The organism is Aeromonas allosaccharophila (assembly GCF_016026615.1).
Lineage (GTDB): Bacteria > Pseudomonadota > Gammaproteobacteria > Enterobacterales > Aeromonadaceae > Aeromonas > Aeromonas allosaccharophila.
Genome location: NZ_CP065745.1, coordinates 4,533,941 through 4,554,729, shown reverse-complemented (window position 1 = coordinate 4,554,729; position 20,789 = coordinate 4,533,941). Strand labels below are relative to the sequence as shown.

Here is a 20,789-nt window from a genome sequence, read left to right as displayed (position 1 = left end):
GTCTGGTTTTATCCATAATGCTTTCCATATCAAACGAAGGTGCACTGGGAGAAATCATTCAAAAACAATCAAAAAAGAGCAAACCAAGGCAGATTAATGGCGGCAAAAGCATAGCTCGCCATCCAGATACTCAATAGCGACCAAATAATTACACATCTAACTATTTATTGGTCACAATGAGGACAGATTGGGGGACAAGAAAAGGGGCTGAGGAGGGTCAGAGCAGAGGATGAAGGTGTGTTCAAAAGCCGCTGTGAGATCGCCGCTGCCACCTCTGGACTATCGACCTGCTGGCACGGTGCTTCTGGCAAATCGCCAGCCCCTTGTGCAACACAAGGGGCTTTTTAGTGGCTATCGGTTAGCACATGCCATAACTCAGCGGCGCTGCCAAATCTCGAAGCGGTAGGGGTGCGGGTTCTTCTCATCGGCAGGGTGGCTCTCGCAGTCGATGCGCTGCCACTGGCCATCATCAAACGCGGGGAAGCGGGTATCCCCTTCAACCGCCAGATCGATTTGCGTCAGGTAGAGACGATCCGCACTCGGCAACATCTCGGCATAGAGATGACCGCCGCCGATCACCATCAGCTCCTCCACCGCGCTGCTCGCCAACAGGGCCAGCGCCGCCTCGACAGAACCCACCACCTCGATACCCTCGGCCTGATAACCGGTGTTGCGGCTGATCACCAGATTGCGCCGTCCGGGCAGCGGTCGACCGATGGATTCGAAGGTCTTGCGCCCCATCAATACCGGTTTGCCGAGGGTCACCCGTTTGAAGTGGGCCAGGTCAGCAGGCAGATGCCAGGGCATCTGGTTGTCCTTGCCGATCACCCTGTCGTGGGCCATGGCGGCAATCATGGAAATCTTCATGGGGCCTCTCACCGTCTGTCAGATTATGGGGCGGTTACGGTACACGACCAGAGAGGGGATCGCCAAACCGAAACTGAGGGCGCCGACGATAAACAGCGCCTTGAGGCCGTTCTCCACCGCGCTCTGCAGCAGATCCATGGTCACACCGTTGATGTTGAGCTCCACCACCGCAATCATGGTCTTGAACGCATAGCTGCCCGGGATCATCGGGATGATGGAGGCAACGCTGAACACCGGACGCGGTGCCAGCAGACGGCGAGACCAGTAGACGCAGACAAAACCGACCGTGGTCGCCGCCGCCAGCGTCGCCCACTCGATGGGCATACCGTAGTGAATGAGCAGGGTGCGCAGGCTGTGGGCCAGCGCGCCGCCCATAGCGCAATATTTCAGCATTCGTGGCGGCACGTTGAACAGCATGGCAAAGCCCACCGCCGGAATGGAGGACCAGAAGGCATCCTTGGCCAGTAACCAGAGCAGGTCCGTCATACTTTCCACCCCCAGATCCCGGTCAACGACATGGCGAGAATGATGCCGATGGCAGCGCTGATGGTCAGCAAGGTGGCAGAGCCCCAACGGGCCAGCCCCATGTTGAAGTAGCCCTTCACCATGTCGGAGACCGCATTGATCAGCGGGAAGCCCGGCACCAGCAGCAGCACGCTGGCCGCCATGGCGAGATAGGGTTGGGCCCCCCAGTTGAAGAAGGTGGCGCTGGATGCCAGCAAGGTGGCGATAAAACCGGTCACGGCAAAGTTGATGAGCGGGCTGTGGTGATGACGGGCGATCAACTGACGCACCCGCATCGCCACGGCGGCGGAGCAACAGGTCACCAGGAAGATGGGCCAGTCACCGCCAAACAGCAGGCTGAAGGCGCCACAGGAGAGCCCGACCATGGGCACCACCAGCCAGGGGTGATAGTGGAAGGGGACAATGGCTTCGAGCCGCTGCCGCACTTCACGGGCCCCGATCAGCTCTTTCTCCGCCATGATGCAGATCCGCTGGATCTCGCACACCACCTGCATGTTGATGCCATGCTCGCGCACCCGGCGGGTGGTGGTGACACAGCCCCCCTGATAGAGGCTGGTGAGCACGATGGCACTGGAAGAGATGGCCATTTCGACACTCTCCAACCCAAGCGCCATCCCCAGCCGCACCGTGGTCTGCTCGATGATCCGGCTCTCCGCCCCAAACTGGGCCAACATTTGACCCACCTTGACGATAATGCGGGTGATCTCTGTCTGTTGCTCCCGCGACAACACCCGTCTTGGTGTGATACTTCTCATAATCCCTTCGAGTCGTAGCAATAAAAATTTCGGCCATATTAGCCTAACTTTTACCGTTATTCATCCACCCCTATCACAACCTGGCCGATGAGTTATTACATGAAGGAAAAAAGAGGTTACATCACAAATACATTACCACTAACATTAAAAACCATAACAATCTGCCCGCCATTACCTCGCCTTATTGCGGCCCCTTGATACGTGAATTAAATATCAGAAGAGGGGCTGACTGCAGATTATTTACGACGTCGATAGTCAGCCATTCGAATTATTTTGCCAGCGCTATCGTTTTCAGGCAGAAGCTCCCCCTCCTCCCGAAACTGGATCATTTCGCTGCGCATCAAATAAAAGGATTCCCGCATCATGCTGGCAATCCGGATACAGCTATCGAGATTGTTTTTAGCCAAGCGACGCTGACCATCAATCTTGAACTGCAACCCGCGCAGACGGCGCTGCTGATCGGGGCTCGCCCGGGCCATCAACTGGTCAATCTGCTGTACCAGAATCGCATCCAGCCGGGAAGGCTCACTCGCAGCCAACTCTTTCAGGGTGTCAAAATCAGGCAACTCCATATGCCCTCCTTGGCGACTATTGCTGGCAACCCACCGCGGTACCACACCATCACGCCCCAGCCATATAAACCTGTATATACGACGCGGCCAACAAGGGTTCAATCCATCCGCTGGCGGCTGAACCGGACAATGCTTACAACGAGGGTATCTCTCTATTTTAATTGTGTTTGGAAACAAGCGATTATTTTTAATTCAGGCGCGATAAAACACTTATACATTTTAGGCTGTTATTTTATGTTTTTTATTGCAAATAAAATTCAGGAAGAGGTTATTTCGCTTCATTCGACACTTTATTATCCCCCACCGGTCCGCGTCATCTTATGTCGGTTTAACATATCTCGCTGATTATGTTATTTTAATTGCCACTTTTATCGGACATTCAAGAGCAGACCATGAGCAAGGCAAAAATCGGTATCGTCACCGTCAGCGATCGCGCCAGCGCGGGCATCTATGAAGACCTCTCCGGCAAGGCCATCATCGACACCCTGAACGCCTATCTGACCTCGGAGTGGGAACCTGTCTATCAGGTGATCCCCGATGAGCAGGATCAGATTGAAGCGACCCTGATCCGGCTGGCGGATGAGGAGCAGTGTTGTCTCATCGTCACCACAGGCGGCACCGGCCCGGCCAAGCGGGATGTGACGCCGGAAGCGACCGAGGCGGTGTGTGATCGCATGATGCCGGGCTTTGGCGAGCTGATGCGGGCAGAATCCCTCAAGTTTGTGCCGACCGCCATTCTGTCGCGCCAGACAGCCGGACTGCGCGACGACACCCTGATCGTCAATCTGCCGGGCAAACCCAAATCAATCCGCGAGTGTCTGGATGCAGTATTCCCCGCCATCCCCTACTGCATCGATTTGATGGAAGGGCCTTATCTTGAGTGCGATGAGACCGTCATCAAGCCATTTCGACCGAAAAAATAGCTGACCCGTCCATAACAAATGATGGCGAGCCGTGGCTCGCCATTATTTTTAATAACAGTGCTTCAGCGCTCGCTTATTTGCGACCAAATACTTTGACGCCCGCTTTGCTGCCTTCCGAATTGCCGTACACTTCCAGCCGTTTTACACAGACTCTGGAACCGAGAGATTTCCATTCGGTCTCTTTGTCAGCGCGCATATCGCGATCAAATTTGATGGTCTTGGTACGATTGCTGCCATATGTCACCACGATCCGATCCAGCGTCAAATCACGCTCCGCCTTCACCTTGATATATTTGGTCTGACGGCAGGCAACCATTGGAATGGTGGCGCCATGATCACCAATTCCCAGCAAGATGGTGCGGCCAAGGGTGAACTGATCATCACCGGCCTGACAAGCCGACGCCGCCACCAACAAGAGAGCGCCAAACAGAGCACGACCGGAACACGCTTTACGCCAGATAGAATTCAGGGACATAACACCTCCAATAAAAAACGGAGCGTTATGATACGGACCGAACCATAACAGAAGCTGTATCCGGTCCGGGATGGCGCCAGTGCCAGCCTCATTGGAGGATCACAACCTCGATAAACGCTATCCCCCTGAATACAAAAAGGGCCGCCAAATGGCAGCCCCAAGCCTCAAAAGAAGATCAACGCTCCATGATTTGGGTGACGTCATCCTTCTTGATCATCACCTCGCGCCCTTCGTGATCGTAATAGCGGTACATGCCGGTGCTCTCATCCAGCTTGGGCTTGCTCTCGGTGGTGATCATCTTGCCATCCTTGGTGCTCATGATGTATTGGGAACTGCATGCCACCAGCCCCAAGGCGCACACCAGGATCATCATCAGTTTTTTCATTGCTGCCTCTTCTCCCTTCACCCTCACAACGAGGATGTTTCTTGAAGCCTAGTTCAATCGCACGGCACGGGATGGCGGGATGAGCAAAGCGGGATCGCCGTCAATAATCAGCAACTTAACATCGCTATCTGGTTTGGTGGAGTGAATGGCTTTGGGGAGCAAGCAATGAAAAAGGCCGGACATCTGTCCGGCCTCTTCTCTAGAGCGCAAGAGCGCAATCATGACTTGGCGGGCTGACGCTCACCGGTCACGGTCGGATTCTTGGGATCCATGCTCCACTCGTACCAGCCGCCGTCGTAGACGCTGATCTGTTTCCAATCCATCAGCCAGGCGTAGAAGAAGGCTTCGGAGGCGCGCCAGCCGGTACCGCAATAGAACGCGGCCTGCTGGGTCGGCTCGATGTTCCACTGGTCCCACATGGCGAGGATCTCGCGGGCCGGCTTCATGGTGCCGTCCGGATTGTGGAAGTCGCTCATGCTGTTGGCATCCACCCCGCCGTGACCCCACTTGGCCCCCGGGATATCGCCCTTCGGCTTGATGTAGCTGTAACCGGAGGTATTGCCGACAAACTCGTCCCAGGTACGCACGCTGACCAGCGCGCTATCGGGCTGCTTGAGCAGCTCTTTCGCCTGACTTAGCGTGGTGTAGTACTCGGGGTGAGCGGGAATGGCCACGCCAAACTCCTTCACCGGCTCATATTTGTTGGGCAGACCGGTTTCGGTGCGCAGATGCTGCACGAACCAGGCATCCAGACCACCATCCAGCAGGCGCACATCTTCCACCCCCGCATACATCATCAGATGCGCGGCACGGGCAGCCGCCATGGTGTTGCGACCATAGAGGATAACGGTGGTGTCGTGACGGATGCCGTTGTCCAGCAGCAGCTTCTTGAGCGCTTCGTCAGAGACCTTGTTCCACAGCGGCTCCTCTTCGAGGCTGTTGGTATCGATATAACCGGCCCCCGGGATGTGGCTGATGAGGTAGGCCTTGGGTGAACCCCAATCCACTTCAAACAGCTTCCAGTCACCTTTGGGCGCTGCGGCAACCGGCTTGCCCTCTTGCAGATCTGCCAACCAGCGCGGATAGACCAGCTGCTGCCAGCGTGCCAGCGACTCGCGCGGTGCGGCTTGCCACCCTTGCAGCTCGAACAGCTGCTTGATCCCCTGCTTGCGCAGCAGACGGGCCACCTCGGCCACTTCGCGGGACGCACCGTAGAGCGCAACCGGACGATCGGCTTTCAGCCCCTTGATCTCGAGCGCCTTTGGCCACTCTTCATCGCTGTATTTCCACTCGGCAGAGAGGTTCTCGGCGCCCGCCACATGACCGCCCTGTTTCTCCCCTTCCATCGGCCACCCCTGATAGAAGTAGCTGGCGCGGGTATCCAGGATGACCGCCTGTTTGGCCTTGGCATCGGCCAGCGAGAGCGGTGGCAATTCCCCTGCCACGGCGGGCAGGGCACACCAGAGCAGTAAGGTCGCCAGCGCGGCCTGCAGGAAGCGAAGATGTCGTTTCATGATGATGTCTCGATTCATAGTGAACAAGGTTAAAAAATGGAGCGACCCAGCCGCTCGGCCAGCAGCTCCAGCGCCGCCGTGCCCGCCAGCGAGTTGCCGGCTTTGTTGAGCTCGGGCGACCAGACACAGACGCAGAGCTCGCCCGGGATCAGGGCGATGATACCGCCACCGACGCCCGATTTGCCCGGCATGCCAACCCGATAGGCAAAATCGCCCGCCTCATCATAGAGACCGCAGGTGGCGAGCAGGGCGTTGACCTGTTTGGTCGTGCGAGCAGGCAGCAGCGGCACGCTGTCGCCCAGTGGCACACCACGGTTGGCCAGATAGATAAATGCCCGCGCCAGATCGACGCAGCTCATGCGGATGGCACAGGCATTGAAGTAGCTTTGCAGCACCTTGTCCACTTCGTTTTCGAAGTTGCCGTAGGCCTTCATCAGATAGGCGATGGCAGCGTTGCGGGCCGAGTGCTGATATTCGGAGCGGGCCACCACCTGATCCGCCATGATGGCCGGGTTGCCACTGAGGCGACGCACCAGCTCGAGGGTGCGTTGACGCGGCGCGGTGAGGCGGGTCTCCAGCAGATCGCTCACCACCAGCGCCCCGGCATTGATAAAGGGGTTGCGGGGAATGCCCTGCTCGAACTCGAGCTGCACCAGCGAGTTGAAGGGCTGGCCGGAGGGCTCCTTGCCCACCCGGGCCCAGATCTCCTCCTCCTGATAGAGGGTGAGTGCCAGGGTCAGGCTCAGGGCCTTGGAGATACTCTGGATGGAGAAGGGTTCAAAAGCGTCACCGGCGGTGAACAGCTCCCCCTCGACGGTACAGACTGCGATACCGAGCCGATCGGCCGGAACCTGAGCCAGTGCCGGAATGTAGTCGGCCACCTTGCCTTGTCCCAGCAACGGGCGCACCTCTTCAAGGATGCTGGCCAGTAATTCGGATGACAACACCATAAGCAATAAGCGATTCCATGACTAAAACAGCGGTGGAGATCCCATCCCCACTGACAAAAATCCCGCCAGCGGCGGGATTTTTCCAGTTACCCACAACAAGGCGCCAGACGCGGCAGCCTTGTATCAGGCCGGCTCACCGTACCAGAGGTCGAACAGCTCGGTGACCACCACGGCTTCCATCCCCTTGCCTTCCAGCCAGGATTTGATCGCAGCGCGGTCTTCTTCGGTACATTTGCCCAGTTGCTGGGTGCAGATCATCCCTTCCCAGGCCAGGTGGCCGGAACCGGCAAACGCCAGCTTACGGGGTTCGATCACTTCATCGATCATCGCATCGACTACCGCATCGATGGTCTCTTCGGCAGTGCCGACCGGGAAATTAAAACTGATGTCGAAACCCATCTCCTGGAATTCATCGACACGCAGTTTCTTACGCAGACGGCGGCTACGATTGGCCATGATAGCTCCTCAAGTTAGTTGATACGCGAGTTGACGCGCCAGCTTAGCTGACACGCTTGAAAATCAGGTCCCAAACCCCGTGACCGAGACGGTGGCCACGCTGTTCAAATTTGGTCAGCGGACGCCAGTCCGGACGGGGCACCCAGTTGCCGGTGGCGGAGGTGTTCTCGTAACCCTCGGCGGCGCTCATCACTTCCAGCATGTGCTCGGCATAGTTTTCCCAGTCGGTCGCCATGTGGAACACGCCACCGATGGCCAGCTTCTGGCGAATGTCCTGGGCAAACGCCGGCTGTACGATGCGACGCTTGTGATGACGGCTCTTGTGCCAGGGGTCCGGGAAGAACAGTTGCAGGCAGGAGAGTGAGCCATTCGGGATCATGTGCTCCAGCACCTCGACCGCATCGTGGCAGATCACCTTGAGATTGGTGACACCCGCTTCCTGAGCGGTACCCAGACAGGCACCCACGCCCGGGGAGTGTACTTCGATGCCGATGAAGTTCTTCTCGGGGGCATTCTTGGCCATCTCGACCAGAGAGGCGCCCATGCCAAAGCCGATCTCCAGCACCACCGGAGCCTCGCGGCCAAACAGCGCGACCATATCGAGCGGCGCTGGCGCAAAATCGATACCCATGACCGGCCAGAGCTCTTCCAGGGCCTTCTCCTGCCCTTTGGTCAGGCGGCCTTCGCGACGGACAAAGCTGCGGATCTTGCGCATGAACTTGCCGTCTTCGTTAAATACATCTTGGGTCACAGGCATAATGGTCTCGTTATTTCATCAATCCGGGTAATACATCTTGTGTCCGATCCCGAACGGGACCGCTCGCGGCGCATCATGTCATCGCCCGCGAAAACAGGGGAGCGAATTATCCCAAGATAGGCCCAAGGCGCAAGTGTTTCGCACAACAAATATTCCATCCTGCCCCTTCGTCCCGAACAACCGCTCAATATACGCCGAATCAGAGTCAATCCAGCCCTTTTTTGGCGATTTTTGTGACAATCATTGCCTCAATTCTGAAATCTGATACAAACGGATAACCTGGTGGTCGAATGGAGCGACCGCCCACATGCCGAGAGAATTGTCTATGCAGCCGTTTTTTGCCCAGCGCTTCGAGAAGGTCGAGCCTTCCTTTATCCGTGAAATCCTCAAAGTTGCCGCCAATCCGGAGATCATCTCCTTCGCCGGTGGCCTGCCCAATCCCCACCTGTTTCCGGTCAAGGCGATCGATCAGGCCTGTCAGGATGTACTGCGCGAGCAAGGGGCTGCCGCCCTGCAATATGCGGCGACCGAGGGCTTCGCCCCGCTGCGCCAGTATATCGCCGACCGCTATCTGGCCCGCCACGGCATGCAAGTCAATCCGGACAACATCCTGATCACCAGCGGCTCCCAGCAGGCGCTGGATCTGCTGGGCAAGGTGCTGATCGACGAAGGTCAGGATCTGATCATTGAGGAGCCGGGCTATCTTGGCGCCATTCAGGCCTTCTCTGTCTACCAGCCCACCTTCAAGCCGATCACCCTTGAAGAAGAGGGGCTGGATCTGGCGGCGCTGGATGCGCTGCTGGCCAGCGGCTCCAATGCCAAACTGCTCTACGGTGTGCCCAACTTCCAGAACCCGAGCGGCGTCTCCTACAGCCGTGCCAACCGCGAGGCGCTGGCCGAGCGGCTGGTCAGCCACGAGCTTCTGATGGTGGAAGATGATCCCTACGGCGAGCTGCGTTTCGAGGGGGAGCACCTGCCCCCCATTGCCAAGCTGGCGCCAAACAATACCGTGCTGCTCGGCTCCTTCTCGAAAACCGTGGTACCCGCCTTCCGTCTGGGCTGGATGCTGGTGCCGGACTGGTTGCGCAAGAAGGTGACCATCGCCAAGCAGGCCACCGACCTGCACAGCAACGCCTTCAGCCAGCAGGTGCTGCACCGCTTCCTGAGCGATAACTCGCTGGATGCCCATCTGGAGAAGATCAAGGAGGTCTATGGCCGCCAACGTGCCGCCATGGAGGCTGCGCTGGCCCGTCACTGCCCGCCCGGCGTCAGCTACACCCGACCGGAAGGGGGTATGTTCCTCTGGCTGACCCTGCCAGCCCACATCAGTGCCATGGCGCTGTTTGACGAGGCGATCAAGGAGAAGGTGGCTTTCGTGCCCGGCGCTCCCTTCTATGTGCGCCCCGAGATCAAGAACACCCTGCGCCTGAGCTTCTCCTGCGTCGATGAAGCGACCATCGAGGAGGGGGTCAAACGCTTGGCCCGCGCCCTCCAGCGCATGCTCTGATCGTCAGCTCAAACGGCACCAACAAAAAACCAGCGAGAGATCGCTGGTTTTTTTGTGCCCTCAACGCAATCCATCAGCCAAACAGGGTCTGGCGGAACTGCTTCATCGGGATGGGGCGGCCGTAGAGATACCCTTGCAGATAATCGACGTGACGCGCCTGCAGATAGTCCGCCTGCACCTGAGTCTCCACCCCTTCGGCCACCAGTTGCAGCCCCAGTCTGGTCGCCAGATCGATCACATTCTCGACAATATGGCTGGAGAGGGCATCGGAGCCGATCATCCCGACGAAGCTCTGATCGATCTTCAAGGCATCGACCTGAAACTGCTGCAGGTAAGTCAGGCTGGAGTGGCCGGTACCAAAGTCATCGATGGCGATCATGACCCCCAGCTGACGCAACTCGGCAAACAGCTGGTCGGTCGTCTCGTCCGCCACGATCAGCTCCCGCTCGGTCAGCTCCAGCACCAGTTTGACCGGGTTATCCTTGAAAGCATTGATAAAGGCCCGGCAATCGATCAGCAGACTCAGATCCTTGCAGTGGCTGGCGCAGATATTGAAACCGAAATGAAATCCTGCCGGCAGCTTACTGGCGTGAGGGGCGAAGTGATCCCGCACCTGGGCCATCAACAGGCTGGTCATGGGCACAATCAGGCCACTATCTTCCGCCAGCGGAATAAAGCGATCCGGCGAGATCATCCCCTGTTTGGGATGCTGCCAGCGCATCAGCACCTCACAACCGCGACACTGCTCATCAGCGCCAGTGACCACCGGCTGCAGGTAGGGAATAAACTCCTCCTCGATCAGCGCCCGCTTGAGCTCCTCCGCTGGCGAGCTGCTACGCCCCATCAGCCTGAAAGTACCGAATCCAATCAGCAATGCCAGCAGCGGAGAGAGGAGCAACGTGTCTCTGGAGTAGCGCCATGCATGGGCCAGATAATCATCCTTCGTCACCAGTGTCGCTACCTGATATGGGAAGCTGGCTGACGAGAGTGCCATATACCCCTCCTCAGCAGGAGAGGGCGCAGCCGCGACCTGACCTGAGCCAAACAGCGCTTTGTCACCGACCACCAAGGCCATCGAGGAGTTCTTGCTGGCGATATCAAGGGTATTAAGCAGGTAGTAGCCATCCACAGCGATCAGCGCACTCCCTTTCTCAACCTCATGACGCAACACAATCAGCGGTCTATCTGGTGTTGTGTCATTACCGCTGAACAGTTGTAGCTTACCGTCGACATAGTTGTCCGGACCCATAGGGCCATCATACTCGCCATACAGAGACGTACAGTAGATTCGGCGCCCGATAGCCAGATTGGCGGAGCGCACATCGGGCACCGTCAGTACCTGGGCACGCAGTTGCAATGCAGCCTCCGAACAGGGGTGGCCAACCATCCCCTCCACATTAGTGGCCGCTTGCCGGGCATGGCTCATGATGCGATCAAACATCAGCTGGGCACGCTGCAACCGTGACTCGGCATCCTGCTCGATCTCCGTCACTGTTTGCCAGATGACGGAAATGCCCCCTAGCAACAGGATCCCGCACCCCATCATTAGCGCCATAAGAATCCTCATGGAGAGCTGGCGAAGTTTCAGACGGCGAAATGGCATGGTGGCCTCTTTGATACACGATGAGTGGTAGCAACCCCGGTGGACAGGCGCAAAGGGTCGCAATAATAGCGACCGCTCAACAAATGTCCACCTTACAAAAATCAATCAAATCAGCGTATTGTTCAACAATATGTTACCAAGGGGAGATATGGTTAACACATATCAAGGTGACAATATGTTCTCTCGGTATCTCCCTTGTTGAAGCGGGGCAGCGCCATTAGAGTAGAGCAAACGGCAGCAGGAGCGTGCAGCGATGAAGATTCTTATTACCGGAGGAACCGGCTTTATCGGCCGCAAGCTGGTTGCCCATCTCAAGGTCAATCACGAGGTCGTGGTCTTGAGCAGGCAGGGGAGCCGCGCTTACTCCCTGCTGGGCCACGATATCAAGGTATTGGATAACCTCGACCGGCTCGATGACCTCAATGACGTGGACGCGGTGATCAATCTGGCCGGCGAACCCATCGCCGCCGGACGCTGGAGCGAGTCGCGCAAACAGCTGCTCTGCGATAGCCGCTGGCTACTGACCGAGCAACTGGTAGATCTCATCAAGCTATCCAGCACGCCGCCCAAGGTGCTGATCAACGCATCCGCCATCGGCTGGTATGGCAGACAGGGCACCGAAACCCTCGACGAGCAGTGCCGCTCTCCCAACGACGAGTTCACCCACCAGCTCTGCCAGCAGTGGGAGACCCTGGCGCAGGAGGCCCAGAGCAGCCAGACCCGGGTCTGCATCGTGCGGATCGGGCTGGTGCTTGGCATGGATGGCGGCGCCCTGCCCAAAATGCTCCCTCCCTACCGACTCGGACTCGGCGGCCCCATGGGGTCGGGCAGCCAGATGATGAGCTGGATCCATGTGCAGGATTTGGTGCGCGCCATGCTGTTCCTGCTGGAGCACGAAGAGTGCAGCGGCATCTTTAATGGCACTGCGCCCCATCCGGTCAGCAACCGGGAGTTCAGCCAGACCCTGGCCGCGACGCTGCACCGCCCGCACCTCTTCTTCGTCCCCGCGCCGTTGCTGCAACTGGTGATGGGGGAAGCGGCAGATCTGCTGCTGACCGGACAAAAGGTGATACCAGTTCGGCTGCAACAGGCCGGTTTTCACTTCAGCTATCCCGAGCTGCCGAACGCCCTCACCAATCTGCTGCACGAGCCCCGTTAACTCGCTGTGCCGGATCGTCTGCGCCTCGCATAACAAGCAGCCTGGCCAATGGCCGGGCTGCTTGTTTATGGTGGATGCTAGATTGCACCTTGTGGCATCGGCTCGTTCTGGCGAGATTACAACAACCCCTGACCCAGCCCCCGCAGCCGATCGCTGAGGGTGCCAGCCAACAGCTGGCGTTGCATCCCCTGCCCGGCCAGCGTCACCAGCAAGGCTCCCAGCGTCGGCAGGCCGAGCCAGATGGCCCAGTGGAACTGCCACTGCCCCTCGAACCACCACCACTGCAGGCCAAAGGAGCAGAGCTCCACCACCATGGCTGCACAGAGCCCCGCCAGCGCGCCACTGGCCACCAGCTCCCAGCGCAGCATCTTTTTCAGCAGGTCGCTGCTGGCACCCAGGGTGCGCATCAGCAGCAACTCGCGCCGACGCTGGGCCATGCTGGCCTGGGTCTGGGTCAGCACCACCAGCAGCGCCGCCACCGTCACCAGTCCCAGCATCAGGGCCAGCGCCCGGCTCACCTGCTCCGATACCTGGGTGAGCCGCGCAATCAGATCATCCACATCGATCAGGCTCACCGTGGGATGACGGCGAATAAGCTCAACCTCGGCAGTGCGCCCCGCCTCGGGCAGCCGGTAGCTGCCCAGCCAAGTACTTGAGAAGGGGGCCAGCAGATCCCCGGAGAAAATCATGTAGAAGTTGGGCCGCATATTGTCCCACTTGATGCTGCGCAAACTGGTGACCCTGGCGCCGAAGCTGCGTCCCTCGATAGTAAAGGCGAGCATGTCCCCCAGCTTGATGTCGAGCCGCTTGGCCAGCTCGCTATCCACCGACACCTCGCCGGGGCCGGCGAGCCATTTCCCGGCCACCAGCTTGTTGTCGGTTGGCAGGGTAGCCGTGGTGGTGAAGTTGAGCTCCCGATCGACCCCTTCACGGCCACTGCTGGCCCCCTCGCCCACCGTCTCACCGGCGATATGGGTCAGCCTGCCGCGCACCATGGGATAGAAGTCCGAGGTCACGGCCCCCGCCGCGGCCAGTTCGCTCAGGATCCCCTCCCGCTCGTTTTCCGCCACGTTGACCAGAAACCGGTTGGGCGCATCGACGGGCAGACGAGCCGAAAACTCATCCAGCAGATCGACTCGAGCCGCCCAGAGCAAACCAAACAACATCAATGCCAGCGCAAAACCCGCCAGCTGGAACAGGCCGCTGCTGCGCTCGCGCGACAGGTGTGCCAGCGCCAGCCGCAAGGCATGAGGCCCGTTCACTTTTGCTCCCAGCCGCAACATCAGCGCCGCCAGCAGGGCCAGCAGCCCCATCAGCAAGCCCATGCCACCGACCAGACCCAGTGCCAGCCGCACATCGGCGGTAAAGCCCCAGACCAGCGCAAACAGCCCGAGCAAACCGACCGGTAGCGCCAGCCAGGGGGGAATGCCCGCCTCCAGCTCCCGGCGCAATACCCGCAGCGGCGGCACTTTCAACAGCCGCAAGAAGGGCACAAAAGCGAGCAGCAGGGTGATAAAGAGCGCCACCGCTACACCCAGAGCAAAGGGGCGCCAGGAGGGAGGCGGCAGATCCGGCGGCAGCAGGTCCCCCAGCAGTTGCAAGGTGATCCACTGCATGGCAGTGCCCGCCACCAACCCCAGCAACGCGCCGATTAGCGTCAACGACAGCAGCAGGGTTCCCATCAGTTGCCAGAGCGAGCGACGGGATGCCCCCAGCGTTTTGAGCAGCGCCACCATATTGGTCTGGCGCTCGGCAAAGTGGCGCACCGCGATGCCCATCGCCAGCGCCCCCAACAACACCCCGCTTAGCGAGGCAAGCCGGAAGAAACGTTCGGCATTGGCCAGCGAGCGGCCCACCCGGGATTCACTGTCATCCGGTTTGATCCACTTCTGTCCGGCCTGCAACTGCGGCAGTAGCCACTGTTCGTAACGGGCCAGCGACTCTCGCGGCCCCTTGAACAGATAGCGCCACTGCTGGCGGCTACCCGGTAACAGGGCGCCGGTCGCCTCGATATCGGTGCTGTGGATCAGCGCCCGCGGTGCCAGCAGGAAGGGGCTGAAGCCCTGATCCGGCTCCTCGCCAAGCAGACCGGCCACCTTGAGCACTGTATTGCCTACCTCCAGCTCATCCCCCGTTTTGGCCTGCAGCAGCTGCATCACCCTGGCGGAGAGCCAGATCTCGCCGGGGGCCGGGGCGCGGGCCGGTTCCAGCTCCAGCTTGCCGTAGAAGGGGAAACCGTCGGGCACCGCCCGAATGGAGGCGAGCTGCAACGCATCGCCATGAAACAGCATGCTGTTGAAGCTGACGGTGGTCTGCACCGCCAAGCCATCCTGTTTCGCACGGGCCAACCAGCCATCCGGCATAGCTGCGGCAGTGCGCAGCACCCGATCCGCCCCGATAAAGTCACGGCCCGATGCCTTGAGTCCGGCATCGAGCCGATCCGCCACCAATGCCACACTCAAGACGCATGCCACGCTCAGCGCCAGCGCCAGCACAAACCAGCGCAGCTCGCCGCTGAAACCTTCCCGGCGAAGCAATCGCCAGCCCAATCGCCACTGCATCATCCCTTGCATCTCCCGCCTGATCCGCAGCTCACCCTGTTACACCACATCATGGGCCACCTCGCGATCCAGCCGACCTGCCGTCATGACCAGCTGCCGCTGGCAGCGCTCGGCCAGCTGATGATCATGGGTCACCACCACCAGCGTTGTGCCGTGCTTGCGATTGAGTTCAAACAGCAGCTCGATCACCTTCTCGCCGGTCTTGCTGTCGAGGTTGCCGGTCGGCTCGTCCGCCAACAGCAGGCTGGGACGAGTCATAAAGGCCCGGGCAATGGCCACCCGCTGCTGCTCACCGCCAGAGAGCCGTGGCGGCAGATGGTGCAACCGCTCGCCAAGCCCGACCGCCACCAGCAGTTCGCGGGCCCTTGGTTCGCAATCGCGCTCGCCGCGCAGCTCGGCAGGCAGCATCACATTCTCCAGCGCCGTCATGGTCGGGAGCAGCAGGAACGACTGGAACACAAAGCCAATCTGCTCGGCGCGCAATCGGGCCCGCCCCTCTTCATCCAACTCACCCAGGGATTTGCCGAGGATCTCGATATCCCCCTGACTCGGCAAGTCGAGTCCGGCCAACAGCCCCAGCAGGGTGGACTTGCCGGAGCCGGAGGCGCCGACCAGTGCCACCGTCTCGCCGCTATTGACTTGCAGATCGATCCCTTCAAGGATGGTGAGGCTTTCCTGGCCGAGGCGAACCGATTTGCCGAGGCCCTTGACGACAATAATGGGGGTTGAACTCATGCTCTGTGTCCTTTGTTCCAATCCCTTGATGGCAATCCATAGCGGGAGTTGAATTGATGGTGCGTATTCTGTTTGCCTTGTTGGTTGGCCTTGGCAGCCTGCTCTCGTCGGTTCAGGCCCAGACTCTGCTGGTGCTGGGAGACAGCCTGAGCGCCGGCTATCAGATGCAGCTTGAGCAGAGCTGGCCCGCCCTGCTCAACCAGAAATGGCAGGAGGAGGGGGGCAAACACACCCTGCTCAATGCCAGCATCAGCGGTGAAACGACCCAAGGGGCGCTGGCCCGTCTGCCCGCCCTGCTGAAAGAGCACAATCCCGACTGGCTGCTGATCGAGCTGGGGGGCAACGACGGCCTGCGCGGCTTCGCGCCGACCATTACTCGCCAGAATCTGGCCAATATGATTGCGCTCGCCAAGGAGCAGCAGACCCGTGTGGTGTTGACCCAGATCCAGCTGCCCCGCAACTACGGTGCCCGCTACCTGCGCCAGTTCGAGCAGATCCTCCCTGAACTGGCAGAGATCAACGATCTGCCGCTGCTGCCCTTCTTCATGGATGATATTGCGCAGCGCCCTGAACTTATGATGAACGATGGCATTCACCCCACCCCGGCGGCCCAGCCCCAAATCCGCGATAAAGTGGCCCGCTTTATGGAGCCCCTGCTCAACCAATAAGCCCGCCTGTCTATTGCCAATATTCCACAACAAAACATCCCGCCAAAATCGGATGTTTTGAGCGGTCGATGACCTCTGCGTGGCACCTTGGTTCAACCAACCCATCGCCAATATCCCATAACAAAACATCCCGCCGAAGCGGGATGTTTTGTTATTGATTGAGAAAAACCGGTTGGCTGCGTCTCAGTTTTCCAGCACCTGGCGCAGCCGCTCCTGCGTGACGCCCACCAGCAGATCGGGCTGGAACTTGGAGATAAAGCGGTCACAACCTACTTTCTTGACCATGGCCTCGTTGAAATTGCCACTGAGTGAAGTATTGAGGGTGATAAAGAGATCGGACATGCGCGGATCACTGCGCACCTCGTGGGTCAGACGGTAGCCATCCATCTCCGGCATCTCGGCATCGGTGATCATCAGCAGGATCTCGTCGGTCACCTTCTTGCCAGCATCGCACCACCCTTTCAGCAGAGTCAGCGCCTGCAAGCCATCCTGACACTCGATCACCTCAAGCCCAAGCTGGCCCAGGGTCTCGCGCACCAGATTGCGGGCGGTGCTGGAGTCATCGACGATCAGCACTTTGCGGCCATGCATCTCGGGCAGGATCTCCCGATCCAGCACCTCTTCGGAGATCCGGATGTCATAGGTGATGATCTCCGCCAACACCTTCTCTACATCGATGATCTCGACGATCTGATCGACGCCGTCCTCGGGAATACGGGTGATGGCAGTCAGGTAGTTGGCGCGCCCGGCCGAGCGCGGTGGCGGCAGGATATCCTTCCAGGTCATGTTGACGATGTTGGCCACCTGCCCCACCAGAAAGCCCTGAATGGTGCGGTTGTACTCGGTGATGATGAGGTTGGATTCACTGTCGATAGGCATGGGACGCATGCCGATGGCGCTGCGCAGGTTGATCACCGGGATCGAGGTACCGCGGATATTGGCCACCCCGCTGATATTGTGATGGGAACCCGGCATCTTGCTGAGGTGGGGCAGCTTGACCACTTCCCGCACTTTGAAGACGTTGATGGCGAACATCTGACGGGTGCCGAGACGAAACATCAACAACTCGAGGCGGTTTTCACCCACCAGTTGAGTTCGTTGATCAACGGAATCCAATATACTCGCCATACGCTGATATCCATCTGATTATTAATCGACTCTATTATAGAGGCTGCCTGTCAGGAAAGGCAGACGCATTTTCAACCAGAGCGACCAACCAGACAAAAAAAGTGAGGCCGAAGCCTCACTTATCCCATTGATTTTAAAATCAATAGCTACATACGGATTTCCAGCTGCCATCGGTTGCCTTGGGCTCGCTGCTGGTCCACCAGTTCGCCTGCCACACCACCTTGTTATGGGTAATGCGATCGCCGCCATTGGCATGATCCCCCTGCGGCCAGCTCGGATAGGCCTTGTAGGCCGCCGGATTGACGTTCTGGCTGCTGCAGCTGGTGCCCGGATTCTCACCGCCACCCGAGCCCAGCACGGCCTCCGGCAGGGTCGGGAACTCAGCCTTGAGACCGATGGTCTGGCTGCCGCTGATGATCCGCATCCCGCTCGGCACACCCGCCGCAGGCAGATAGTAGGTCATAGCGACTTCAATCTCGGCCCCCGGTGCCAGGGTCTGCCAGCCCGGCAGGTTCATGGCGACCTTGTGGAAGTCCTTCTCGTTGGCTATGCCTTCCGAGTTGTCGTTGCCACCGCTCTCCACCACTTTCAGCCCCATGCCACTCTGATCCGTGATGGTGTCAGAGGTGGAGGTGGGCACCAGAAACTCGATGCGCGCGCCGCCCGGAATGGTCTGGGTCGACTTGTTGACCAGCTTGAGTTTCGGGTTGATCGGGTAGTTGGAGTCCCCTTCCTTGAAGCCGGAGAGGCTGATCTGGATATCGAGCTGGGCGCTCGGCGCGGCCAGATCATTCTGCTTGGTGTTGTACGGGGTTGCCTTGGCGAACTTGTCGTAGGCAAGAGTAGTCAGAGTGCTGCCCATACCGTACTCGTTCTTGGCCGGATCGAAGGCGTAGTCGCCTGCCATCTCCCAGAACATCACGCCCCCCAGACCACGCTTGATGATGTAGTCCAGCTTGTGGCCCATGGACTCTTCATCTTCGGTGGAGAGGAACACCTTCTTCTCTTCGTTCCAGAGCCAGGGCGCGTGGGCTTTGTCATCGTAGTAACGCACATACTTGCCCTGCATCACATGGGCCGGATTGTTGGGATCCAGACCCCAGGCAGTGCCGTAGCTCGGCAACGTGGTGATGCCGAGGCTGGCCGCATGCTCCAGGTTCTTGGCATGCCACATGGGCACGGCGCCACCGCCGATCTCTTTGCCGTTCTTGTCCAGATCGTGCCAGATGTTGTCGATGCCGACCGCCCCGTTGCCGCACGGAATCGTGCTGCCACCGGTGCCAGGCTGACAATCACTCTGACTCGGCAAGGCCGCCTTGCCACCCAACCCGTGACTGCCACCACTCACCCCCTGCCAACCGCGGGTGTAATAGGGCACACCGACGTTGATCTTGCCGGCCGCCAGCGCACCGCGGAAGTAGTGGGCAGACCAGGCGGCGTTGAGGTAACCGATGCCGCCAAACTGGGCCTGGGTATAGACGCCCCAATGGGAGAGCTCGGGGTCGGCATTGTTGTCGAACAGCGCCGCGTTGTGGCCGACAAAGTGGTTCCAGGCACCGTGGAAGTCATAGGTCATCAGGTTGACGTAATCGAGGTACTGGGTGACCTGGAAGTTCTCCATCCCGCGCAGCAGATAGGCCGAAGCCGGTGAGGCGATGGTCAGCATATACTTGCGGCCATCTTCGTTACCGGCGTTGTCGAGCCGCGCCCGCAAGGTCTTCATCAGCACCTCGTAGTTGGCAAACAGCTTGGCACGGCACTGGTTGGAAAGCGGGAAGTCGTTGGGGTTGCCCGCATCCTTCATCGAGGTGGGGTATTCGTAGTCGATATCGACCCCGTCAAAGCCGTACTGGCGGATAAAGCTCACCGCCGAGTCAGCCAGGGTGCTGATACCGGCAGTATTGACCGAGCAGTCACCCTTGGTGGTGGCTGTGTAGAAGCCACGTGTATCGGCCCAGCCCCCGACCGAGATCAGGGTCTTCACGTCCGGATACTGCTTCTTGTACTTCGACAGCAGGTTGAAGTGGCCCTTGTAGGCGAATTCAGGATCCATCTCGGCACCCGGCACACCATCCCAGGTCATCTTGGTGGCAGCGTCGTCCACCTTGACCTGATGGCTCTGCTCATCCACCGCCGCGAAGGCGTAGTTGATGTGGGTGATCTTGTTCCACGGAATATCGCTCACCAGATAGGCGGGCAGGCCATTCTTGCCGGTGCGCCAGGAGGTGAAGTAGCCGATGACCCGGCGGGCATGGTCATCCCCCATGCACTCGTAGCCATCCGGACGGTAGATCTGGCGAATATCGCAAGAGAGGTTACCGCCATCGGGCGGCAGCGCGGCCTCCTCGACAGTGACGGTCACCGCCGCCGATTCGCCGCTCAGATTGGTCTTGTCGGTAGCCACCAGCTTGAGGGCGGCACTTCCTTTGGCATCCGGCGTCCAGTTCACCTGCCAGGGGGCAGTGGTATCTTCGCCCACCTTCTTGCCATCGACATAGAGCTCGACTTTGGCCACATCGTTGTTGGCATCGGTGACATTGCCACTCACCGCCACACTGCGACCCAGCGTTACTTTGGCGCCATTGGCCGGACTGCTGATGCTCGCCTTGGGCGCCTCTGGCGCGGCCACGGCGGCGACGCTGAAGCTGGAATCTGCCTCGCTCAGCAGCTTGCCATCTTTATCCTGTGCGCGTGCTTTGAGGGTATGGGCCCCCACTCCGGCTGCACTCCAGCTGGCATTCCAGGGCGAAGCGTTCGCCGTGGCGACCAGCTTGCCATCAACAAGGTATTCAACTTTGACCAGCGCCGTCACCGGGCCGCTCAGGGTCACAGCCAACGCCACGCTGGCGCCTTCATTGAAACTGGCTCCGGTAGCCGGTGAGCTGACGGCCACGCCGAGCGCCGGAGGGGGCACTTCGCCGCCATAGAGCTTCCAGGCATCGGCCCAGACCACGCCGACCCCCGGCTCATAGTGATAGGGGGATGCCCCGCACCAGCCTGAATAGGGAAATTCCTTGCACTCGTAGAGGGCGCCGACGTTGCTGACGATATCGCCAGCCTTGTAGGCAGTGCCGGATTTGTAGGCGGGATAAGCGGCCTGAGCCCAGGCGGGCGCAGCCGCAAGGGCGACCAGCATGGCAAGCCTGCTGGGTCTGAAGAGCTGTTGCATATTGTTATCTTCCTTGTTTTGTCTTGGCATGGTTCACCAAGGCAAAGAACAATCGCAACCTGCGTGATGGGCGCAGACAA

19 protein-coding genes are annotated in these 20,789 nt (G+C 59.3%); 4 read left to right on the top strand and 15 right to left on the bottom strand.

The window, feature by feature from the left end:
• Nucleotides 1-375: 375 nt before the first annotated feature.
• The 4 genes from folA to I6G90_RS20920 form a co-directional block, all read right to left on the bottom strand.
• Nucleotides 376-867 carry a type 3 dihydrofolate reductase gene (folA, locus tag I6G90_RS20935; RefSeq protein ID WP_197929067.1) on the bottom strand — a complete coding sequence of 164 codons (492 nt, stop codon included), beginning with the start codon at nucleotides 865-867 and terminating at the stop codon, nucleotides 376-378.
• An 18-nt stretch (nucleotides 868-885) separates the two neighbouring features.
• Entirely contained in the window at nucleotides 886-1,353 is a 468-nt protein-coding gene (locus tag I6G90_RS20930; RefSeq protein ID WP_042060992.1) for a threonine/serine exporter family protein, read from the bottom strand.
• Nucleotides 1,350-2,147: a threonine/serine exporter family protein gene (locus I6G90_RS20925; protein ID WP_042022773.1), complete on the bottom strand. Its 798-nt coding sequence runs from the start codon at nucleotides 2,145-2,147 to the stop codon at nucleotides 1,350-1,352. The genes I6G90_RS20930 and I6G90_RS20925 overlap by 4 nt, the downstream gene beginning before the upstream one ends.
• Before the next feature lie 236 nt (nucleotides 2,148-2,383).
• Entirely contained in the window at nucleotides 2,384-2,719 is a 336-nt protein-coding gene (locus tag I6G90_RS20920) for a DUF3135 domain-containing protein (protein ID WP_197929065.1), read from the bottom strand.
• A gap of 392 nt (nucleotides 2,720-3,111) precedes the next feature.
• On the opposite strand from I6G90_RS20920, the gene mog reads away from it, so the two are divergent.
• Complete coding sequence (mog, locus tag I6G90_RS20915; RefSeq protein ID WP_005354170.1) at nucleotides 3,112-3,642, top strand: molybdopterin adenylyltransferase; 531 nt, start codon at nucleotides 3,112-3,114, stop codon at nucleotides 3,640-3,642.
• Nucleotides 3,643-3,715: 73 nt separating this feature from the next.
• Here the strand turns inward: mog and I6G90_RS20910 are convergent, their stop codons facing one another.
• From I6G90_RS20910 to trmB, 6 genes are all read right to left on the bottom strand, one after another.
• A complete protein-coding gene (locus I6G90_RS20910; protein WP_042012781.1) occupies nucleotides 3,716-4,117 on the bottom strand; it encodes a DUF2541 family protein in 402 nt (133 codons plus the stop codon).
• A gap of 175 nt (nucleotides 4,118-4,292) precedes the next feature.
• On the bottom strand, nucleotides 4,293-4,502 hold the full coding sequence (locus I6G90_RS20905) for a YgdI/YgdR family lipoprotein (RefSeq protein WP_005335219.1): 210 nt from the start codon (nucleotides 4,500-4,502) through the stop codon (nucleotides 4,293-4,295).
• Between the two features lie 218 nt (nucleotides 4,503-4,720).
• A complete protein-coding gene (locus I6G90_RS20900) occupies nucleotides 4,721-6,016 on the bottom strand; it encodes a sulfurtransferase (RefSeq protein ID WP_042658398.1) in 1,296 nt (431 codons plus the stop codon).
• A gap of 29 nt (nucleotides 6,017-6,045) precedes the next feature.
• Nucleotides 6,046-6,966: a glutaminase B gene (gene glsB, locus I6G90_RS20895; RefSeq protein ID WP_042658397.1), complete on the bottom strand. Its 921-nt coding sequence runs from the start codon at nucleotides 6,964-6,966 to the stop codon at nucleotides 6,046-6,048.
• Nucleotides 6,967-7,089: 123 nt separating this feature from the next.
• Nucleotides 7,090-7,422, bottom strand: coding sequence for a YggL family protein (locus tag I6G90_RS20890; RefSeq protein WP_033135330.1), 333 nt, complete (start codon nucleotides 7,420-7,422; stop codon nucleotides 7,090-7,092).
• Nucleotides 7,423-7,465: 43 nt separating this feature from the next.
• A complete protein-coding gene (gene trmB / locus I6G90_RS20885; RefSeq protein ID WP_058052727.1) occupies nucleotides 7,466-8,179 on the bottom strand; it encodes a tRNA (guanosine(46)-N7)-methyltransferase TrmB in 714 nt (237 codons plus the stop codon).
• Nucleotides 8,180-8,504: 325 nt separating this feature from the next.
• On the opposite strand from trmB, the gene I6G90_RS20880 reads away from it, so the two are divergent.
• Complete coding sequence (locus I6G90_RS20880; RefSeq protein WP_197929063.1) at nucleotides 8,505-9,686, top strand: aminotransferase-like domain-containing protein; 1,182 nt, start codon at nucleotides 8,505-8,507, stop codon at nucleotides 9,684-9,686.
• Between the two features lie 73 nt (nucleotides 9,687-9,759).
• Here I6G90_RS20880 and I6G90_RS20875 read toward each other — a convergent pair whose 3' ends face one another.
• Nucleotides 9,760-11,289 carry an EAL domain-containing protein gene (locus tag I6G90_RS20875; RefSeq protein ID WP_197929061.1) on the bottom strand — a complete coding sequence of 510 codons (1,530 nt, stop codon included), beginning with the start codon at nucleotides 11,287-11,289 and terminating at the stop codon, nucleotides 9,760-9,762.
• A 253-nt stretch (nucleotides 11,290-11,542) separates the two neighbouring features.
• Between I6G90_RS20875 and I6G90_RS20870 the strand changes: the two genes are divergently transcribed.
• The gene (locus I6G90_RS20870; RefSeq protein ID WP_197929059.1) at nucleotides 11,543-12,448 is read left to right on the top strand and encodes a TIGR01777 family oxidoreductase; all 906 of its coding nucleotides are present in this window, start codon (nucleotides 11,543-11,545) and stop codon (nucleotides 12,446-12,448) included.
• A 116-nt stretch (nucleotides 12,449-12,564) separates the two neighbouring features.
• Here the strand turns inward: I6G90_RS20870 and I6G90_RS20865 are convergent, their stop codons facing one another.
• Nucleotides 12,565-15,012 carry an ABC transporter permease gene (locus I6G90_RS20865; RefSeq protein ID WP_197931234.1) on the bottom strand — a complete coding sequence of 816 codons (2,448 nt, stop codon included), beginning with the start codon at nucleotides 15,010-15,012 and terminating at the stop codon, nucleotides 12,565-12,567.
• A 36-nt stretch (nucleotides 15,013-15,048) separates the two neighbouring features.
• Nucleotides 15,049-15,744, bottom strand: coding sequence for an ABC transporter ATP-binding protein (locus I6G90_RS20860; RefSeq protein WP_197929057.1), 696 nt, complete (start codon nucleotides 15,742-15,744; stop codon nucleotides 15,049-15,051).
• A gap of 56 nt (nucleotides 15,745-15,800) precedes the next feature.
• On the opposite strand from I6G90_RS20860, the gene I6G90_RS20855 reads away from it, so the two are divergent.
• Entirely contained in the window at nucleotides 15,801-16,412 is a 612-nt protein-coding gene (locus I6G90_RS20855) for an arylesterase (RefSeq protein ID WP_197929055.1), read from the top strand.
• A gap of 183 nt (nucleotides 16,413-16,595) precedes the next feature.
• Here the strand turns inward: I6G90_RS20855 and I6G90_RS20850 are convergent, their stop codons facing one another.
• Nucleotides 16,596-17,540: a chemotaxis protein CheV gene (locus I6G90_RS20850; RefSeq protein WP_197929053.1), complete on the bottom strand. Its 945-nt coding sequence runs from the start codon at nucleotides 17,538-17,540 to the stop codon at nucleotides 16,596-16,598.
• A gap of 139 nt (nucleotides 17,541-17,679) precedes the next feature.
• Complete coding sequence (locus I6G90_RS20845) at nucleotides 17,680-20,709, bottom strand: glycosyl hydrolase family 18 protein (RefSeq protein ID WP_408628298.1); 3,030 nt, start codon at nucleotides 20,707-20,709, stop codon at nucleotides 17,680-17,682.
• Nucleotides 20,710-20,789 lie beyond the last annotated feature (80 nt).

Excerpts from the sequence above, each read along its gene's own strand:
- folA (WP_197929067.1), bottom strand. The coding sequence starts at position 867 with ATGAAGATTTCCATGATTGCCGCCATGGCCCACGACAGGGTGATCGGC.
- I6G90_RS20930 (WP_042060992.1), bottom strand. The coding sequence starts at position 1,353 with ATGACGGACCTGCTCTGGTTACTGGCCAAGGATGCCTTCTGGTCCTCC.
- I6G90_RS20925 (WP_042022773.1), bottom strand. The coding sequence starts at position 2,147 with ATGAGAAGTATCACACCAAGACGGGTGTTGTCGCGGGAGCAACAGACA.
- I6G90_RS20920 (WP_197929065.1), bottom strand. The coding sequence starts at position 2,719 with ATGGAGTTGCCTGATTTTGACACCCTGAAAGAGTTGGCTGCGAGTGAG.
- mog (WP_005354170.1), top strand. The coding sequence starts at position 3,112 with ATGAGCAAGGCAAAAATCGGTATCGTCACCGTCAGCGATCGCGCCAGC.
- I6G90_RS20910 (WP_042012781.1), bottom strand. The coding sequence starts at position 4,117 with ATGTCCCTGAATTCTATCTGGCGTAAAGCGTGTTCCGGTCGTGCTCTG.
- I6G90_RS20905 (WP_005335219.1), bottom strand. The coding sequence starts at position 4,502 with ATGAAAAAACTGATGATGATCCTGGTGTGCGCCTTGGGGCTGGTGGCA.
- I6G90_RS20900 (WP_042658398.1), bottom strand. The coding sequence starts at position 6,016 with ATGAAACGACATCTTCGCTTCCTGCAGGCCGCGCTGGCGACCTTACTG.
- glsB (WP_042658397.1), bottom strand. The coding sequence starts at position 6,966 with ATGGTGTTGTCATCCGAATTACTGGCCAGCATCCTTGAAGAGGTGCGC.
- I6G90_RS20890 (WP_033135330.1), bottom strand. The coding sequence starts at position 7,422 with ATGGCCAATCGTAGCCGCCGTCTGCGTAAGAAACTGCGTGTCGATGAA.
- trmB (WP_058052727.1), bottom strand. The coding sequence starts at position 8,179 with ATGCCTGTGACCCAAGATGTATTTAACGAAGACGGCAAGTTCATGCGC.
- I6G90_RS20880 (WP_197929063.1), top strand. The coding sequence starts at position 8,505 with ATGCAGCCGTTTTTTGCCCAGCGCTTCGAGAAGGTCGAGCCTTCCTTT.
- I6G90_RS20875 (WP_197929061.1), bottom strand. The coding sequence starts at position 11,289 with ATGCCATTTCGCCGTCTGAAACTTCGCCAGCTCTCCATGAGGATTCTT.
- I6G90_RS20870 (WP_197929059.1), top strand. The coding sequence starts at position 11,543 with ATGAAGATTCTTATTACCGGAGGAACCGGCTTTATCGGCCGCAAGCTG.
- I6G90_RS20865 (WP_197931234.1), bottom strand. The coding sequence starts at position 15,012 with ATGATGCAGTGGCGATTGGGCTGGCGATTGCTTCGCCGGGAAGGTTTC.
- I6G90_RS20860 (WP_197929057.1), bottom strand. The coding sequence starts at position 15,744 with ATGAGTTCAACCCCCATTATTGTCGTCAAGGGCCTCGGCAAATCGGTT.
- I6G90_RS20855 (WP_197929055.1), top strand. The coding sequence starts at position 15,801 with ATGGTGCGTATTCTGTTTGCCTTGTTGGTTGGCCTTGGCAGCCTGCTC.
- I6G90_RS20850 (WP_197929053.1), bottom strand. The coding sequence starts at position 17,540 with ATGGCGAGTATATTGGATTCCGTTGATCAACGAACTCAACTGGTGGGT.
- I6G90_RS20845 (WP_408628298.1), bottom strand. The coding sequence starts at position 20,709 with ATGCAACAGCTCTTCAGACCCAGCAGGCTTGCCATGCTGGTCGCCCTT.